Source organism: Niabella aquatica, assembly GCF_054779315.1.
The window spans coordinates 38826-58992 of the sequence record NZ_BAAGYM010000017.1 but is presented as its reverse complement, the minus strand read 5'-3'; the positions used below and the strand labels follow the sequence as shown (position 1 = coordinate 58992).

Annotated in this window: 12 protein-coding genes; 7 read left to right on the top strand and 5 right to left on the bottom strand. The window is 42.8% G+C overall.

What is annotated here, in order from left to right; translation table 11 throughout:
- The first annotated feature begins 7 nt into the window (after window positions 1-7).
- Window positions 8-1657: a glucose-6-phosphate isomerase gene (pgi, locus tag ACYVBM_RS14795; protein WP_460686458.1), complete on the top strand. Its 1650-nt coding sequence runs from the start codon at window positions 8-10 to the stop codon at window positions 1655-1657.
- 190 nt (window positions 1658-1847) lie between these two features.
- Complete coding sequence (locus tag ACYVBM_RS14790; protein ID WP_460686457.1) at window positions 1848-2156, top strand: hypothetical protein; 309 nt, start codon at window positions 1848-1850, stop codon at window positions 2154-2156.
- Window positions 2157-2165: 9 nt separating this feature from the next.
- On the opposite strand, the gene ACYVBM_RS14785 is transcribed toward ACYVBM_RS14790, so the two are convergent.
- The 5 genes from ACYVBM_RS14785 to ACYVBM_RS14765 are packed head-to-tail and all read right to left on the bottom strand — an operon-like array spanning window position 2166 to window position 9297.
- Window positions 2166-3206, bottom strand: coding sequence for a glycoside hydrolase family 43 protein (locus ACYVBM_RS14785; RefSeq protein WP_460686456.1), 1041 nt, complete (start codon window positions 3204-3206; stop codon window positions 2166-2168).
- A gap of 17 nt (window positions 3207-3223) precedes the next feature.
- Window positions 3224-4165, bottom strand: coding sequence for a glycoside hydrolase family 43 protein (locus ACYVBM_RS14780; protein ID WP_460686455.1), 942 nt, complete (start codon window positions 4163-4165; stop codon window positions 3224-3226).
- A gap of 11 nt (window positions 4166-4176) precedes the next feature.
- Entirely contained in the window at window positions 4177-5322 is a 1146-nt protein-coding gene (locus ACYVBM_RS14775; RefSeq protein WP_460686454.1) for a cellulase family glycosylhydrolase, read from the bottom strand.
- A gap of 19 nt (window positions 5323-5341) precedes the next feature.
- Window positions 5342-7393, bottom strand: a complete 2052-nt coding sequence (locus tag ACYVBM_RS14770; protein ID WP_460686453.1) for a beta-L-arabinofuranosidase domain-containing protein — start codon at window positions 7391-7393, stop codon at window positions 5342-5344.
- 50 nt (window positions 7394-7443) lie between these two features.
- Window positions 7444-9297 (bottom strand): glycoside hydrolase family 2 protein, encoded by a 1854-nt coding sequence (locus tag ACYVBM_RS14765; protein ID WP_460686452.1) that lies wholly within the window; start codon window positions 9295-9297, stop codon window positions 7444-7446.
- Window positions 9298-9921: 624 nt separating this feature from the next.
- Here ACYVBM_RS14765 and ACYVBM_RS14760 point away from each other — a divergent pair.
- The 5 genes from ACYVBM_RS14760 to ACYVBM_RS14740 all read left to right on the top strand — a co-directional run bounded on the left by ACYVBM_RS14760 (window position 9922) and on the right by ACYVBM_RS14740 (window position 20162).
- A complete protein-coding gene (locus ACYVBM_RS14760) occupies window positions 9922-13020 on the top strand; it encodes a SusC/RagA family TonB-linked outer membrane protein (RefSeq protein WP_460686451.1) in 3099 nt (1032 codons plus the stop codon).
- 27 nt (window positions 13021-13047) lie between these two features.
- Window positions 13048-14586 carry a RagB/SusD family nutrient uptake outer membrane protein gene (locus ACYVBM_RS14755; RefSeq protein WP_460686450.1) on the top strand — a complete coding sequence of 513 codons (1539 nt, stop codon included), beginning with the start codon at window positions 13048-13050 and terminating at the stop codon, window positions 14584-14586.
- A gap of 45 nt (window positions 14587-14631) precedes the next feature.
- Window positions 14632-15396, top strand: coding sequence for a carbohydrate-binding protein (locus tag ACYVBM_RS14750; protein WP_460686449.1), 765 nt, complete (start codon window positions 14632-14634; stop codon window positions 15394-15396).
- Between the two features lie 103 nt (window positions 15397-15499).
- Window positions 15500-16567, top strand: coding sequence for a glycoside hydrolase family 43 protein (locus ACYVBM_RS14745; RefSeq protein ID WP_460686448.1), 1068 nt, complete (start codon window positions 15500-15502; stop codon window positions 16565-16567).
- A 475-nt stretch (window positions 16568-17042) separates the two neighbouring features.
- Window positions 17043-20162 (top strand): ligand-binding sensor domain-containing protein, encoded by a 3120-nt coding sequence (locus tag ACYVBM_RS14740; RefSeq protein ID WP_460686447.1) that lies wholly within the window; start codon window positions 17043-17045, stop codon window positions 20160-20162.
- The last annotated feature ends 5 nt before the right edge of the window (window positions 20163-20167 follow it).

Below are 20167 nucleotides of genomic sequence, written 5' to 3'. Positions count from 1 at the left end.
GTTTTATATGTTACCAACAATCAATCCGACCAAGACAAAAGCCTGGAAACAGTTACTGCAGCATGCAGAAGAGGCAAAGCAATGGAATATGCGACAGCTTTTCGTGGAAGACGCTGATCGTGCCCGCGCTTTTTCATTGCAACATGGCGATATTTATTTCGATTTTTCAAAAAACCGTATTACCGGTAAAACCATCCAAACCCTTTTATCGCTCGCCGATCAAACCAAAGTAGCTGATGGTGTTAAAGCCATGTTCAGCGGAGCCGCGATCAATCAAACAGAGAACCGGTCCGTACTGCACATCGCTCTAAGGAATTTTGGAAAGGAAGCTATTAAAAGCAATGGGAAAGATGTAATGCCCGAAGTAAAGGCCGTGCTGAAAAAAATGAGAACTTTTTGTGAGGCTATTCATTCAGGAAAACATGTTGGTTATACCGGCAAAAAAATAAAGGCCATTGTAAATATTGGTATCGGTGGCAGCGACCTTGGCCCGCTTATGGTAACAGAAGCGCTGAAGCCCTATACAGTAAAAGGCATTGATGCCTATTTCGTTTCCAACGTTGATGGTACACATATTGCGGAAACCCTGAAAAAGGTAAATCCGGAAACCACCCTGTTCTTAATTGCCTCTAAAACCTTTACCACCCAGGAAACCATGACCAATGCGCACACCGCGCGCGACTGGTTCCTGAAAAAAGCGAAAGACGAAAAGCATGTAGCCAAGCATTTTGTGGCGCTCAGCACGAATGCATCGGCGGTTAAACAATTTGGCATCGACACCAGGAATATGTTTGAGTTCTGGGATTGGGTAGGCGGCCGCTATTCTTTGTGGAGCGCTATTGGATTATCCATCGCCCTTACAATCGGCTACAATAATTTTGAAGAGCTGCTGAAAGGCGCTTATGATGCAGATGTACATTTTAAAACAACGGCTTTTGAAAAGAACATTCCCGTAATTATGGCGCTGGTAGGACTTTGGAACACAACTTTCCAGGGAGCACAATCGGAAGCCATTTTACCGTACGATCAGTACCTGCACCGCTTTGCAGCCTACTTTCAGCAAGGCAACATGGAAAGTAATGGCAAAAGTATCGACAGGAACGGCAAAAAAGTAGCGTACCAAACCGGCCCCATTATCTGGGGTGAGCCCGGCACTAACGGCCAACATGCGTTTTACCAACTCATACATCAGGGAACGGAGATCATCCCCTGCGATTTTATTGCACCGGCGCAATCACATAATCCTATTGGCGACCACCATCCTAAATTGTTAAGCAATTTTTTTGCCCAGACCGAAGCGCTGATGAATGGCAAAACCCTGGCTGAAGTAAAAGCAGAATTAAAAAAGCAGGGATTGGACGCAGCCGCCATTAGCAAGCTGGCGCCCTTTAAAGTGTTTGAAGGCAACAAACCCACCAATTCGTTTTTAATTAAAAAAATCACTCCTTTTACGCTTGGACAACTGATCGCCTTTTACGAGCATAAAATTTTTGTACAGGGCATTATTTTCAATATTTTCAGCTTTGACCAGTGGGGCGTGGAACTGGGTAAACAGCTGGCTAATAAAATACTTCCCGAACTTCAAAGTGATGAAGAAGTTACCAGCCACGACAGCAGCACGAATACCTTAATTAATTTGTATAAAAGGATGAGATAGTTGCGCATACATGGTCTGACCGGGACGGTCAGACCAAATAAAAATTATACCCGTTTATATAGGCCGGGGAATCCACTAAAGTTGAAATGTGCGACGCAAGACTGACCGGATATATTCAAAAGCAGGTTACAAAATTTTAAAAATATTTGTGTAACCTGCTTATTTTTTGCATCATACCGAAAATTCCGGTATGAAAATGATCATTGTTGTTATTGCAATCTGCTTTTTAACAGCTATTAATGCACAAAACAGGGCGTTACTTTACATTAAGCCGAAAACAGACTATAATGATTCAATACCAAACAATGCGGCCTGGATTGATACAACCAATATGTACAGCAGCAAATATGGAAAAGTAGCCAGGCTGACACAAGATAATATGCCTTGCATTATACCTTATAATGCAACAAAACATATGCCCAATGCATTCAATAAAAACCAGCCGTTGCCTAATGAAATACCTAACGCATGGAAAAGGGATTCCGTAAAGGGAAAATAATAATTACTACTATTGCGCCGGAACAGCCAGTGGAGTATCAGCACTTACAGGCTTTCCAAAATGGGGCGTACCATCTTTATTCCAGGTAAACCTTTGTGCACGTGGTGAGCGGTGCCCGCCACAACCCTGTCCGGGTGCAGAGTTGGCATGGTATAAGATCCAGTCTTCCTTTCCGTTTGGCGATTTGAAAAAAGAGTTATGTCCCGGTGCATAAACACCGTTTTCCGGCGCTGCTTTAAAAACAGGCTCAGGGTGCTTTTTCCAGTTGTGGGCAGTCAACAAATCCTCATCTGCATTGATAGACAACATACCTAAGGTATAATGATCTGTCCAGCAGCCACTGGCAGAATAGATAATAAAAATTTTGTCTTTATGCTTCAGAAACTGAGGCCCTTCATTTACATTCACCTGCTCTGGTGTTTCTCCTTTCAGGTAACCATGAGTTTCCCAATCATATTGCGGAACTGATATTTTAACTCTTTCGCTTTCTAGGGTCCAGGGATTTTTCATGCGGGCGATATAAATATTTTGCTGACCATTCACCTCGCCTTCCCAGCCAGACCATATCATGTATAACACACCCTTATGCTCAAACACATCCGCATCAATGGCCCATCTATCAGCAGCATCCGCCACCTTGCCTTTAAATACCCACTCCCCTTCCATAGGGTCGGGGGATTCATTTTCTATTACGTACATCCGGTGATTGTGGTTATGTCCGTCGTCAGCGGCAAAATACATATACCATTTCCCTCTTATATATTGGATTTGTGGTGCCCATAATTCTTTTGAGTAAGCCGTATTTGCCGGTGGAGTCCAAACCGTTTTACGCTGTGCAGTTTTTAAGGCCGCTAAATTTTTAGTCTTCCATAAAACCAGTTTTGACCCGCTTGTATGTGTATAGTAATAATAACCATCTTTATAAAAACTATACGGATCGGCGCCGGACGAGAGTAGCGGATTTGTAAATGTTTCAACATTTTTGCTCAGCTTATTGGTGGCACAACTGTTAAAAAGTAAAACGACAACAAAAAATAATATAGATCGCATTTCCCCTGTAGTTTTTATTAATTTTTCAAAAGCCTGAATGTAGAACGCCTTACGGTTATCTTATCAGGGTATCCGGCAACCTCCTTGAATTCAATGCGGATAATAGCTGTTTTTCTGGGCGACACTTCAGTATCGCTGTTATGTACGTGAAAAACATAAAACATTTTACCATTTCTATCTGTTACAACATCCCCATGTCCCGGGCCGTTCACCCCTAAATTGTTTCTTGAAATAACGGGGCTGCCTGCATATTTCTTCCAGGGACCCGTAGGGTTTGCAGCAGTAGCATAACCAATAGCATAATCAGGATTCCTGAAATCATTAGCTGAATAAACCATATAATAAAGCCCTTTATGCTTCAGCACAGTAGGCCCCTCAGCTACTTTCCATGCTGCATTTTGCGTATCCTCCCAGGGATCAGAGGCATTGATGCACTCTTTTAAAGTTTCTTTTTTTATAGCTGAAAGGTCATCATTCAGCTCTGCCACGAAAATGCGGTTACCTTCCTGCAAACGCACGTGATAGAGATATATTTTACCCGAATCAAAGAAGATAAAAGGATCTATCATCCTCGTGGCAGCATCAACAGGCTTGAGCTTTTTTTGTGTAAACGGACCCAACGGACCATCAGCTGCCGCAATAGCGATATGTTCATTGGCGGTATAAGCCATATAGAATTTCCCTTTATATTCAAATACCTGCGGCGCCCAAAAACCTTTATTACCAAAGCTCTCCCCTTCTTTTAAAGCATACCCTTTGCTTTCCCAGTTCTTTTTATTTACAGATGTAAAAACTTTAAAGCCATTAGGCTTGCTGCCCGATCCGGTTCCATACAGGTAGTACACACCGTTATGAAAAAAAATGGTAGGGTCCGCAAGCAACATATTATCCCCGTTTTGCCGCTGTGCCCGGCTTCCATAAGCTGATAACAAAAAAACAAATAAGATTAAATGCCTCATGCAGCCATGCATTATAACTTACCGGTCATCTTTTTTATAAAATCCACTTCCTCCTGCTTGTAAGGAGTGCCGTCTTTCCTGAAAATATCATGAAACCAAAGTGGCGGCTCGCCAGTATATTTTTTTGTCCAGCTATCCCACGGGTAAATCGTTTGCGATTTCCCGTCAACAAATCCCCAATTCACCATAGCTACTTTGTTTGCTTTAGCTACAGGCAATGAGGACTGGAAAGTACTTCCGTTAGGACGCGCCATATATTCTGTACAGATCAAAGGTTTATTGTACCGTTGCAGTTCTTTTATTTTTTTAGCAAGCGTTACCGAATCATCATAGCAATGAAAAGAAATAATATCAGACGAGTCCAGTTGTACTTTCTCTATCGGCTGGAGAGTACCGTTGTTTTCCCAGTTACCTGCCCATACGCCCGATGTAAGGGGCTGGCTCGGGTTAGCGGCCCTTGCCCATTCAAAAGTTTTTTTCAACAGGGGCAATACAAGTTCCCTCTTATCAGGAGTCTCTACCTTTTCATAGGAGGGGCCGGTCATATTATCGGGCTCGTTCCATACATCCCACATTACAATACGGTCATCATTGGCAAATTTTCCAACAATAGCCTTTACATATTTTTCCATCATGGGATATTGGGTGGAATCCTTCAGCACTTTTTGCCCGGGGCTTTGTACCCAGCCCGAATTATGCACAAAAGGCTGCGGGGCTCTTTGCCTGCCTGCTACTGGAAAGGGATCCCAGCAGGAGTCGAATATGGTAAAGATAATCTTGATATGATGCCTGTCGGCAATTTCTAAAAATTTATTGATACGGTCATAAAAACTTTGTGCATCGTTTTGCCAAACCAGATCATGCAGGTACACACGCATAATGTTCATACCCAAAGATTCTGCATACCCCAGCTCTTTGTCGATGGTAGCGGTATCAAAAGTTTCCGCCTGCCACATTTCTAACTGGTTGATGGCCGTGCTGGGTAAAAAATTAGCACCTACATACCATGGTTGCACGCTGTACCATTCATTTGCTTTTTCCGCAGACCAGATCGATCTGGCTGTTGCATCTGTATGGTCTTTGCTTTCAGGATTGTCACACGACCCTAATAAAATGACCACTGACATACATAATGCTGTAAAAATTCTTTTACACATAATTGAGGATTTTACATATTTAATTCACTACAGGGAATGCCGAAATTCTCAGCCTTGCAGCGCCCATCGGTATCAGCTGTATTGTTTCTAACTTACCGGTTGTTGTAACCGGACTTTGGGGCAAAGTATCCGTAAGGCCGTACTGATCTACCTTCCAGCCCGGAATAATTTTTCCTTTTGCCGTTAAGGTGACGGGAACACTTTCCTGTGAAAAAGGAAAATTATCTGCCGGCCATTGTTTTTTCACTACTTTAAAAAAGGAATCGGGCGCTTCACCTTTATAGTACAACCCATAGTTCCATGCGGATGCGGGTAGTATTTCATAAGAAGGCCATTTTTCAGGGTCTGCAGTTTCCTGCCATTTAGAGTCACCAATAGCTGACTTTTTGCTGTCGGATCTTACATAACGCTCTTTTATTTTTAATGAATAGGTTAAAGGGCCCCTGTTTACACTAATACTGTTTTTATTAGCTGCCCACTGCGTTACGTTCAATTTCATTGGTAAGGTCAATTGCACCTTATCCCCATTTTCCCAGCGCCTTACTATTTTAATATAAGCTGATGGCTCCATACTTTGTTTTACTACTTTCCCGTTAATACTTAACTGCGCATTATCGCACCAGGCCGGCACTCTTAAATAAAAAGGAAAAACTGTGCGACTACGGGTGTGCACGGTAAAGCGCATCGTTTCGTCAAAAGGATAATGTCCCTGCGATTCAATTTCCACTTCTTGCCCATTACCTACTTTAGCTTTTACTGTTGCTTCGCAATACAATAAGGCAGCTACGCCATTGTCTGGCGTTGCCATAAAAACATGCTCCGAATAATAAGGCCATCCCTGCGCATGGTTGTGCTGGCAGCATCGGGAGCTAAAGGGGTTCATCATTAAAAAAGGCCCGTTGTTATCAATACCAGGGTGATGATTTTTACTGTCGCTTATTGCCATGTTGGGGCTGGTAATATATCGCAATGCTTTAAAGTCGGGCATCACTGCTGCGGGGTAAGTATTAAATGCCACTTCTTCCGTATGATCGGCCCAAAATGGATCGCCCGTAATGCCTGCTAAAATTTCGTTAGAGGCCATTTGTTCTACTAACCCGCAGGTTTCTACCCCTTGCCTCGGATCTGTATAACCCTTACGTGCATTTTCATCAGCACCAAACATACCGCCCGGCACATTGCCAAACCTGTCTCTGATAATCCTGAAATTGTTATAGGTAGCTTCGAGGTCGCTTTTGTTACCGGTTTGCAGGTAATAAGTTGCCGGCTCCCTAAAAGATTGGGCAATATTTACATTATGCCAGTTAGGTAAATTATCAGGTTGTCTCCAGTCTGCTGTGTTACGGTGAATTTTTTCTGCCAGCTTTAGCAGCCAATCATTTCCGTTGGTTCTGTTGTACAGCCAATAGATACTTATAAGGTTATCTCCTCCCCTGCTGTTCTCCCAGTAATCCTTCAGCAACATACTATCCGGCAAATTATACTGCCAGCGGAAATATTTTTCCATAAAAGGCAGCACCCTGGCATCTTTACTATATTCATACCAGGATTGCAGGCACCAGAGCATGATCATATTTCCCCATAAATCCGGTTTCCCGTTTCTAAGGATCAAAGGCCCGAAGTACCCGTCTGCACGCTGACTGCTCAATGCCGCATTTAACCAGGTTTTTGCTTCATTAATAATTTTGGTATCATTTAAGATATAACCCAGGTTGGCATAGCCTTTTAACCAGTAAGGAACTTCTTCCCAGCCATAATGACCGCTGCCATCTTTGCTCAGCCACGCATTGTCTTTTTTTGAAAGCCATGCGCTGATCTCTCCCAAATGCCCGGTAAGTCCATCACGTTGCCGTTCCAGGTATTTAAGCAGCCATCCATGCGGCCTGATGGACCCCACCGGAAGTTTAATTAAATATAACGACTGCAATGGCTTTTGATTGGATATATAAAACCGGTTAGTACCTGAATGATCAGGGCGTTTTACAATTGTTATCTCCCCTGTTGCTCTTTTATTTTGCGCAGGAAGCAGAAGCGGAGCGTATATACATAATAATATCACAATGTATTTCATACCAATCCTGCAATTACCGGGAAAAACCATAATTAAAACTTTGGGATAAATTATTTTACAGGTACATCATATAATTCCTGATGCAGCTTCATTAAAGAGCTTTCAGGCATTTTCATAATTTTCCTGTCGTAGGTCATAATACCGTTTGTCTCTACTTCCACATCCGTGGTTTGGGTATATACAGCTGCTGATAGCCCCAGTGGTATCAATTGTTTCAAATCTTTCATGAGCCTTGTATACCGCTGCATCAGTTCCTCTTTATTTTTGAAACTTTGATATCCCCAATTGTTCTTATCCTGCCAGGTGTGGCCATCTACCGGAAGCCCGAGCCCGCCAAACTCTCCCAACACCAACGCTGCGGGGCCATTCCCGAAAACAGCAGGGTCGGGCATCTGGGGATCGGGGTAATGGTGAATATCCAGTATATGACCGGTATAAAAGAAATTACCGCCACTGGCGCTGTTTACCAAACGAGAGGGATCGTATTGCATGGTCCATTCTGTGATCTCTTTTGTCTTGAACTGTCCCCAGGCTTCATTAAAAGGTACCCATACAACTATGGACGGGAAGTTGTGGGCCGCATCCATAATCGCTTTCCATTCTTTACGGTAATACGCTTCAGACACGGCGCTTCTCTGCTTATCCCGGTTAAATCCTGAAACCTGCCCCGAGCGCATATCCCAATGATTACCGCCCATATCGCCGCTCGGCATATCCTGCCATACCATTACGCCCAAACTGTCGCAGTAATAATACCAACGGGCCGGTTCCAGCTTGATGTGCTTACGGATCATATTAAAGCCCATTTCCTTTGTTTTTATAATATCAAACAAAAGCGCTTCATCAGTTGGTGCAGTATACAAACCATCGGGCCACCATCCCTGGTCCAAAGGACCATATTGGAATACAAACTTATTATTTAAAGCGAGCCTGTTGATACCATTCGCATCTTTTTTCAGAGCACTTTTCCTCATAGCAAAATAGCTTTCGGCATAATCTATTTGTTTACCATTGCGCGTGAGATAGATTTTCAGCTGGTATAAATGAGGAGATGAAGGCGACCATAATTTAGGACTGCTGATGGTTATTTCACCTTCTACACCCGAAGGCAAAATTGATTCTCCTACCTGCTGTGTGCCGTCCAGTGCCACAAACTTTACAATATCACCCGCATGTGCTCCTTCAATATCAGCCTTTACTTTTAATCGCCCACCATCCACATCAGGCGTATGCTTTGTTGATGCAATATAGGCAGCAGGCACTTCCTCTGTCCATACAGTTTGCCAGATACCGGTCACCGGTGTATACCAGATGCCTTCGGGTTTATTTACCTGTTTTCCTCTTGGCTGAGGGCCTTCATCTGTAGGGTCCCAAACCCTTACCACTATTTCCTGCTTCTTCCCTTTTTTTAAATACGACGTTATATTAAATGAAAAAGGGTCGAACCCGCCTTCGTGAGAGCCCGCTTTTTTCCCGTTTACATATACATCACACCGCCAGTCCACAGCACCAAAATGCAATAATAGCTGGTTCCCTTTTGACAATTTAGGGGCTGCTATTTCTCTTTTATACCATAAAACATTTTCCTTTCCTACTTGTTTTCCTACGCCCGATAAGGCAGACTCGACAGGATAAGGAACTAATATCTGACCCGCAAAAGATGCAGGAATATGAACCTGCGATTCTGTTGTAATTGCATATTGCCAAAGCCCATTCAGGTTTTGCCAGTTATTTCTTTTCAATTGCGGCCGTGGGTATTCGGGCAATGGTTGTTGCGGATTTATTTTTTCCGCCCAGGGAGTCATAATTTTTCCATCAACGGGTTTCCAGGCCTGGGCCGACGCATACATACCAAATATCGCGGAGATAATTGTGGCTAATGTAATTTTTTTGTACAATTTCATTATAATAATTAAACGTTTAGATCAAACTCTGTAAGTAAAAATCAAATGGCAATTGCTTCAATTGCATATAACATACAATCCGTTCATTCTGCAAACAATAAATTAGCGCTAAATTAAAGGTTCCCATTCTTTTGAAAGGTCAATTTTGTCTCATTCTTTTTACGAATTGTCTCAATAAAGCTTTTTCTTCCTTTATTTAATAAGGTCGTTTAGCCCTATAACCAGAAGCGCCGCCCAATACAGTGTCGAATTGCACAAATTGCATTTGAGAAAAGCTCGTGCGACATTTAGCATGTGCATCATTAAAAACTCAAGCATCAAGGCAAAAGGTAATATAGGTTCGTTAGATTATCAGGTAAAAGATATAAATGGATTTTCTTGCATTTACAGGCGTCACTACTATATATAATACTTTATTGGGCAGAAAGAAAAGAAGACTATGTACTTGACTTCTTTTTTATTAAGGCCATTATGAATCGCTTATTGTACAATAACCCACTACTTTATTTGATTAACAAGGCCTTTTAGTAAAAATTGAGACAAAATGAGGAATCTTTGATTAAAATTGAAAACTGAACCTCCATTGCAGTTACTATTTTTACTTTAACAAAACGTTATCTTGTCATGAAGCATTTAGCATTATTTTTATTTGCTGCTATCGCAGTTTTTCAATCTTTTTCCCAAACCAACAGAGTACCCGTAAAAGGAACGGTAACTGATGCAAACGGAAGCCCTATCAGCAATGTATCTGTTCAGGAAAAGGGCACGGCCAACGGAACGGTTACAGCGCAGGACGGAAGTTTTTCCATCGGCGTAAGCAGCCAGGCATCAGTGCTTGTATTTTCATCTGTAGGATATGCAGAACAGGACATAGCTATACCGGATAACCGGGTAATCAATGTGGTTCTGCTGACAAAAGAGAGGGAAGAAGAACAGGTAGTGATAATCGGCTACCAGACTGTACGAAAAAAAGATCTTACCGGTGCTGCTACATTGGTTGAAACAAAAAATACAGAAGCCAAAGTTGCAAGGTCTTTACCAGAAGCCCTTCAGGGACAGGCTGCAGGTATTACGGTAAGAAATTCCGGCGGCCCAGGCCAGGGAGCGGTTGTCAACATAAGAGGGCTAAGCACTTTTTACGGTAATGCCAACCCGCTTTATGTAATCGACGGGATGTTATCCGACCCTAATGTAACCATCAATACCAATGATATTGAAACCATCCAGGTGCTGAAAGACGCGTCTGCAGCAGCTATATACGGCGCACGTTCCGCTAACGGCATCATCATCATCACCACTAAAAAAGGAAAGGCTGGCCCTATGAGGGTAAACGCTTCCGCAAGATACAGCAGGACGAACCTGCCAAAGATGTATGATATGATGAGTGGGCCGGAATATGCGGCAATGAACAAACAGGCATATCAGAATGCAGGTTATACGCAGCAGGCATCCGTCGCCAATTTTGACGGCACCAATGTGAACTGGGCAGATCAGTTGTTTCGTGCCGGGTCTATACAAGACTACAACCTCTCCCTATCAGGCGGTGGAGAAAACTCAAAATATTTTATATCAGGCTCCTATTTCAAAGATGTGGGTACTATGATCAACCGCGAGTTTGACAGGGCGGCCCTGCGCATCAATACCGAAGCCAAAAGAGGCAGGGTGAAGGTAGGTGAAAACATACTCATCTCCACTTCCTACGGCAGTGCCCCGTTTTCGGGCGGTGCTTTCGGGGGAAATCCATTCTATGACGCTTTCAATATGCTCCCTATTATACCGGTAAAAGATGAAGCGTTCGTAAGCGATGCTAACCCCGGTGGCTGGGGCATAGGCTCAAACAACGCCCGGACTTATTCAAGGAACCAGGTAGCACAGGCCTATATTACCAACTATAGCTACAATTATGTAAAAATAATGGGAAATATCTACGGCGAAGTGGACATTACCAAATGGCTGAGGTACCGCGCCAACGCCGGCCTGGAAACCAGCTTTGACAAAGAAAAATCTTTAAGAGGCAAGGGAATATGGTACTGGAACCAGATAGACGCCCCAACAAGGATAGATGAAGGACGCTCACAGTTTTTAAGCTATCTTTTTGAGCATACATTAAACTTTGACAAAACCTTTGGCAGGAACTATGTGAATGGTGTGGTTGGCTACACACAGCAAACCATAGGCAGGGAAGGCATTGGTGCCGGAAAAACCGATTTACTTGAAGCCGGCGATATCTATTTTAATACCATCAATTCCGCTACAGGAGTAAGCACTTCTTCCGGCAGTAGGGGCAGGAACTTCATAGATTCCTGGCTGGGGCGGCTCAATTATACTTTTGACGACCGTTACCTGGCCACATTCACCTTCCGTTCTGATAAAGATTCGAGGTTCGCTAAAAATTACCGCACAGGCTTTTTCCCTTCCGGAGCCGTTGCCTGGAAAATAAGTAACGAAAAATTCTTTAATGCAGACTGGGTGTCTGAACTAAAATTAAAAGGCTCCTATGGCGTATTAGGTGCCACTAACTTAAACAACTATCAATACCTGGGGCTTATCAACCAGGGGCCAAGAGGTATCTTCGGCCCTGGCGAGCAAACAGCTAATGTGGGCGCTTCCCAGATAAACCTGGTAGATCCTAATTTAAGATGGGAGCAAAAGGCAACAATGAACCTGGGTTTTGACGCCTCCCTATTCAGCAGGCAGTTCAACATATCTTTCAACATATTCAGGTCTGTAACTTCTGCTGCATTGCTGTACCTGCCGTTACCCGGCTATTTAGGTGGGCTGAGCAATAACATATTTACCAATATCGGTTCTATTCAAAACAAAGGCATAGAACTGGAGTTGGGATACCGCCCCCGAAAAAGCGAAAACGTTTTCAACTGGGATATTGCAGGCAATATCAGCTTTATCAGGAATAAAGTGCTGGAGCTGGGCAATCTGGGCATTGATCCTGAAACAGGCCTTCCACGGAACTATATCCAATCGGGCAATACACGCACACAGGTAGGCCGCTCTATAGGTGAGTATTACCTTATACTAACGGACGGAATCTTCCAGAATCAGGCGGAAATAGATGCGCACAGGGCACAGTCCGGCATTGCTAAACCTGGTGACATACGGTATATTAATTTGCTTGACCGGGGCACCGGCAACGACATTAGTTCCGAAGACAGAGCCTTCGCCGGATCACCATGGCCTGTATTTACCTCCGGCATTCTGTGGAACGGGTATTATAAAAGTTTTACGCTGAATATACAGTTATATGGTGTGTACGGTAACAAATTATACAATGATATGCGCCGCGATTTTGACGGTATGGGGTACTCCAACTACCGAAAGGGTATTGTGCCCTGGACGGCTGCCAACCCTACTGATTTTCCAAGGCTTGGAGTGTCATATACCAGCAATACACCCGGCGATCCTGCTGTCGATCAGGGTATTCTTTCTAACGTACGAGGCGACACTGAAAGGTGGCTGGAAGATGGCTCTTACCTGAGATTAAGCAATGTGCAGTTGGGATATAATTTGCCCGAGAATATTTTAAAGAGGTTGCGCCTGCCCTCACTGCAGGTATATATAAGCGGACAGAACCTGCTCACTCTCACAAAGTACTCTGGTATGGACCCGGATGTGACAGGTGCTAACGCGAACCTTGAGCCCGGCGTGGACAACGGCGCATGGCCTCCTAACAGGATCGTATCTTTTGGATTAACATTAGGCTTATAATTAATCAAAAAAGAAAATCAATTTAAAATGAAAATACTAAACATATATACTTTAATTATTGTAGGGCTGCTTACCTTTTCCTGCCAGAGGAATTTTGACGAGCCTAACCCGGATATGCTCACCAACGGCTCTTTCTGGAAAACGGAAAGCGATGCCATAAAAGGAATTAACGCCGTGTACAGCGCATTTAACAGGAGCAGCAACTACTATAACCGATGGATGCACTTTCTTTACCTGCTCAGGTCTGACGAAGGGTTTGGATCTGGCGGAGACATTGGCCTTAACAATAACATGGCCTTTGCTTACACCAGCAACAATACCGGCAGCGGCCAGTGGAACGCTATTTTCCATGCCAACTACCGCGCTAACCAGGTCATTGCCTACGTGCCGCAAATAAACATGGACGAAACGCTTAAAAGAAGAGTAATTGCCGAAGCTAAATTTTTACGCGCACTTAACTACTTTAACCTTGTAGTGTACTGGGGACGTCCGCCACTGGTGCTGGAAGTAATGGCGCCTACGGATTACCCGGCAAATGCTACCCCACAGCAGGTATATGCGCAAATAGAAAAAGACCTTACAGAAGCCCTGGCCGACCTGCCGGCCACCTACGCTGCCGCTGATATTGGCAGAGCTACCAAAGGCGCTGCGCATGGGCTGCTGGCAAAAGCGTATATGCAACAGGGGAAGTTCAATGAAGCCAAACAGGCACTGGATTGGTTAGTAACCGGAGCTGGTGCTGCCAATTACGGGCTGATGGACAGCTATGCCGACAATTTCAAAAAAACAACGGAGAACAACCGGGAATCAGTTTTTGAAATACAGTTTAAAGAAAATCCGGCGGAGAACGGCGATGATGATACCAATCTGGGAATCAGCCTTAATACAGGAATCTCTGTGCCCAAGTTCCTTGCCCCTCCTGCGCCTGGTCCAGGGTATGCGGATGGCGCAGCGAGGCGTTGGATCATAGATAGCTTTAATGTTGAAAAAACTGCCACGAACGGAAGAGACCCCCGGGTTGCCGTAAGCTTTCTCTACGATTATGCAGATGAAAGAGGCCCCGCATTTACCAATGTGTACGGCGCAACATGGCAGGCACGCTATGGTGCTAATGACAAAAGAGTTTGGTTCAGAAAATTATTGAATGACCACTGGAGAAATACAGAGAGCTTCAGCTCTCCCAACAATTACCGGATGATACGCTATGCCGATATTTTACTGATGTATGCCGAATGTCTGAATGAAGCAGGGCAGACAGCTAATGCCTACCAGTATGTGGACAGGGTCAGGACACGCGTAAACATGAGCCCGCTGGCAACCATAAAGCCCGGTATGAACCAGACCGATTTCAGGCAACAAATCAAACATGAAAGAATGCTGGAACTTGCAGGCGAAGGATGGCGCTATTTCGACATGGTACGCTGGGGCGAGCTTTCCAACAACTTGGCAGTACTGAAAGCCAGAGATGCGGACTTCAACAACTTTGTGCCTAACAAGCACGAATGGTATCCCATTCCACAATCCGATATTGATAACAGTAATCTTACTCAAAACCCGAACTATTAATAAAAATAGAACAGGATGATCTTTAAACGCACAAAAAGCACAGAAATGAAAAAACTATTATACCTGCTTTCCTTTATTTCCGTTTTGACAATGATGGGCAGTTGTAAAAAAGAGGTGGAAATACCTTTAAGCGCCAATCCGCCCACATTTAGCCTAACCGCAGACACTGTTGCTGTGGCAAACGGTAAGTATATCTTAAAAGCAGAAGGCCAAAGCGCTTACGGTGGGGCAATGCTGAGTAAAGTGGAATTTTATAAGGCAGATGAAAAGATAGGTGAAAAAACAATCGCGCCCTACACATTGGAGTACCAGGTAACGGAAAATGTGCCCGACCAGCAGCTTTCTTTTTATGCCGTGCTGATTGACGTTGCCGGTAACCGCGTCAAAAGCAGTACCGTAAAGCCTAAAGTAAAAGTACTGCCTATAAGAATTGAGGCTGAAAACGCAACATTAACAGGATTAGCAAAAGTAGCCACGGACCCTGATACAAAAGCAACTTCATCTAACCAGGCAAAAGTGGGAGCTATAGATAATGCTGCAAGCGGTATTGATGCTACTATACAGATTTTAACCCCAGGAGATTACCTGATAAAAGTAGCCGCAGGTACAGGGCTCGATGGCACTTCACATAAGGTATATATAGATAACAACGCAGCCGATGCAAAAATATATAATATTCCCAACAGGGGATGGAACGTGTGGCAGACATTTAACCTGATTTTTCGTCTTGAGGCAGGTACTCATAAAATAAGTATCCGCCAAAACGTGGGATACGGAGAGCTTGATTATTTTGAATACTCAAAATTTTAAAAATAAATAAATGAAACAGAGCATGATCAATTTTTCTCAAACAGAGCAAAGTAATATTATGCAAAGTTCCATCAGACCATTAAAAACAATAAAAAATATACTGATGAAATATATAATATACACAGCTTGGTTTTTGTTGATTATAGCAGCATGTGGCAAACGCGGCGCCGGACCGGTTTTGTACACACCCAGGCCGCCGGAAGTAACAAAGCCTGCAAAATTCCAAAATCCCCTGCTTAATTCGGCGCCGGACCCTTGGGTAGCGCAGCGTGGAGGCTTTTACTATTTTCTGCAAACACACGGAAACCGGATTGAAATACGCAAAACTGCTGCCATGAACCAATTGGCCACAGCGCCCAGTACTGTTGTTTTCAATGCTCCGGCATCAGGAGCTAACAGCAGGGATGTATGGGCTCCGGAAATGTTCTTTCTGCAAGGCAAATGGTACATTTATTACACTGCAAGTAATGGTCAGGATGTGAACCACCGTATGTTTGTGTTAGAAAACGCCAATGAAGACCCTACTACTCAGAACTGGGTAGATAAGGGGCAACTCATAACCCAACCTAACAATTTGTGGTCGATTGACGGTAGCATTCTTGAATATAAAAATGAGCTGTTCTTTATATGGTCCGGTCGGCCGGGTGCAGCAACCGGAAACCTTACTCAAAATATTTATATCTCCAAGATGTCCAATCCTTACACACTTACCGGGGAAACTGTAATGATTTCCACCCCTCAAAATGCCTGGGAAACAAAAGGTTTTGCCGTAAACGAAGGGCCGGAAATATTAAAAAACGGAAAAGGAGATGTATTTCTTATCTATTCTGCCAGCTATTGCGGGACTGACGATTATTGCCTGGGGATGCTCACTTTGGCAAAAGATGCCAATCCTCTTTTGCCGGCATCATGGACCAAAACCCCCAACCCTGTATTTACAAAAATTCCGACAGCATATGGACCGGGACATAATGGATTTTTTAAATCAAAAGACGGCAAGGAAGACTGGATCGTTTATCATGCAAATATGGAATCCCGTCCTGATAATAGCGGTTGCGGTAATTCAAGAAGCACCCGTATGCAGAAGTTTACGTGGAACGCAAATGGTACGCCTAACTTTGGAGAACCTGTAGCCGCGGGTGCATTCATTAATGCGCCTGCCGGAGAATAAACAACAAGATAGTCCCCTGTTGAATATTCATGACACCCCGGCTATAAATATTTACTCAAAAGATATGAATAGTAAATTCCTGCTATTTAATAGTAGCCGGAATTTTTATTTTTAAAAATAAACAGCCCCCATGAGCAAGAAGTCTGCAACAGAAAGTGCACTCCCCGCAAAGCAAAAATAGTCTCCCTTTATTGATACCAGAGCGGACGTATAAATTAAAAACATATCGCCGCTATGCGGCTTAATAATAATCCTGTTCCCACGCTCCTGTTAACAAGGTACTATTACATGTTATAGAATCAAGCCGCATAGCGGCAATATGTTAATCGGAAAGGATAATTCAGCGGTTAAAAAGATGCATAGTAAGGAAGTGTTACTATGTCGGCCTAAAAAACCAATATATGCGTCTGCCTTGTTCCTGCTTCCTGCATCAAAACTTTTCTGTACGTTTGGCTAAATGTTGAGAATACAAATTTTGTGTACAAAAATTTTTCTGCTTCTGTTCTCTGCAACAGCAGCAGGCCAAAACTATTATTTTAAGTATTACCAGGTAGAGCAGGGCTTATCTAACAATACCGCTACCTGCATTATACAGGATAAAAAGGGGTTTATATGGGTAGGTACTAAAGACGGGTTGAACCGGTTTGATGGTTACACTTTCAAAATATTCAGAAATGACCCCGCTGACAGTACCAGCCTTGGTAATAATTCTGTATGGTTATTGAGCGAAGGAAGTGACGGCAAAATATGGGTAGGCACAGAGCGTGGAATATTTGTTTATGACCCAGACTACGAAAACTTTTCACATGTACAAAATACACCGAGGCAATTAGTAAAAGCAATCGTGAACGGACCTGATGGCGATACATGGTTTATTATTAATCACAAAGTATATCGCCTGTCCCTCAAAACACAAAAAGTAACACAGTTTAGTGCTAAAGAATTGAACTTCTGCACAACACTGGCGGTTTCTCATACAAAAGACATTTGGGTGGCAACATTTCAAGGCGAATTAGGCAGGTACAACAAAATAAACGGGAAATTTGAATTTTTCCCGGTTTTTAACCACTCCCCCGCCCCTGCTACTTTTTGGTTAGAACGGATCTATGATACCGGGGAAGGTTATTTGCTTATTGGCACAGCCACGCAAGGCATAAAAAAATTTAATCTCTCAACAAAAACTTATGAAGATTTACTTATTTATAATACAGATAATACGGAAATCTATGCCCGGGATTTTATAAAAAACGATACCGGCGAATACTGGATAGCCACAGAAAGCGGTGTGTATATTTATAATACAAAAGACAACTCTTTCAAGAACTTAAAAAAAGGTTACCAGGACCCTTACTCCCTTAGCGATAATGCGGTTTACTCATTTTGTAAAGATAATGAAGGAGGCATTTGGATAGGTACTTATTTCGGGGGCATTAATTACAAACCGAAAGAAAAACCGGTTTTTAAAAAATATTTTCCCCAATCCCGGCCCGGAGCAGTAGCAGGTAATGCCATACGAGAAATTATCGCTGATGATAAAGGCTATTTATGGATTGGCACAGAAGATGCAGGACTGAATAAATTTGATCCAAAAACCGGGTTATTCACCAATTTTAAACCCGGCGATAAAAAATCCGGAATCGCCCACACAAACATTCATGGCCTGCTGTATAAAAACAACCGGCTTTGGATAGGCACGTTTGAGCATGGACTCGACGTTATGGACCTGGGTAAACAAAAAGTAATCCGGCACTTCTCCGCCAAACCAGGTCATGACCAACTAAGAAGCAATTTCATACACAGTTTATATAAATCTTCTGACAACAAAATATGGGTGGGCACTTCAAACGGTATTCATATATATAACGAAAAAGATCACAATTTTATATCGCCACCCTACTTTCCCCATGAAGACTTTTATTCAGGTATTATCGAACTATCTGACGGAACTATTCTTACGGGTACGTTTCAGGACGGGCTTCACTATTATTCACCTTCAAAAAAAATATTTGGCAGTATACAGGTGTGGAAACAAAACAAAAACCTGTTTGCCGAAAACAGGATCACCTATCTTTTTGAATCCTATAATAAAACGGTTTGGGTAGCCACCGAATACGGGTTATACAATATCAATCTGCAAACAAAAAAAACATATATCTATTCTGATAAAACAGGGTTGCCCAGTAACATGGTCTATACTATTACAGAAGACAACAACTATAACAAATGGATTACAACCTCTAAAGGGCTGGTACTGATGAGTAAAAATGGCCGCATACTGCGCACATTTACAAAAACTAACGGATTACTTAGCGACCAGTTTAACTATTCTTCCTGCTATAAGGCCCAAGACGGCACTATTTATATGGGCAGCGTAAAAGGGATGATCAGCTTTAACCCTGCTGACCTTGAAACAACCAATTATATCCCCTCCATTTATTTAACTAATATATCTTTCTTCAACGCTTCACTTTCCGTTAATCCTCAAAACGGGCCGTTAAGAAAATCTATACTGATTACAAACAATATAACGCTGCCTTATAATCAATCCACTTTTCATATTGACTTTGCAGCTTTGAATTATACGTCACCGGACAATATTGAATACGCCTATATGCTAGAAGGATTAGACAGAAGCTGGAATTATATCAAAACCAACCGCAGGGTATACTTCACTAACCTTTCGCCCGGTACCTACCGGTTCATTGTAAAATCTACAGACAGTAATGGTAACTGGGCGAATAACGAAAAAATGCTTGCCATAAAAATACTGCCTCCGTGGTGGTTCAGCGACCTGGCTTATATATTTTATATTTTAACAGGTATACTGGCTGTATATGCTGTTACAAGGTTTTACCATAGGCGTCAGCAGGAAAAGCAAAAAATAAAAATGGCCGTTTTTGAAAGAGCAAAGGAAAAGGAAATGTATGAATCTAAAATAGATTTCTTTACCAAAATTGCACATGAAATAAGAACGCCACTTACGCTTATCAAAGCGCCCATGGAGAAAATAATGAATAATATCAGCCAGGTACCGAGGGTGGAAAAATACCTGCTGGTAATGGATAAAAATACAAGGCGGCTGCTGGACCTTACCAATCAGCTACTGGATTTCAGAAAGATAGAGTCAGGCGAGTTCTCATTGCATAAAGACCACATCAACATTTCTGAGCTCTTTCAAAGCATATATGCCAGCTTCATTCCACTGGCTGAACATAAAAAAATCCATTTTGAGTTGCATATTCCTGATAAAAATATAGTGGGTAACATAGATGAAGAAGCCACTACTAAAATACTCAGCAATCTTTTTGACAATGCTATCAAATACAGCCAGTCTTTTGTAAAGGCTGCAATCAGTTATGCATCTGACAGCAAATATGTCATTATTACTATAAGTAACGACGGGCAGGAAATTCCGGAAGACCTACGGGAAAAAATTTTTGAGCCATTTTTCAGAACGGCTCATGCAGAAAAAATAAGAGGCACCGGCATCGGACTCCCACTGGCAAGATCTTTAGCCGAGCTGCAAGGGGGCACGCTATCTTTGGAATCAACCAATGGCATTAATATCTTCGCATTTCATCTTCCATTGAATTAAAAAAC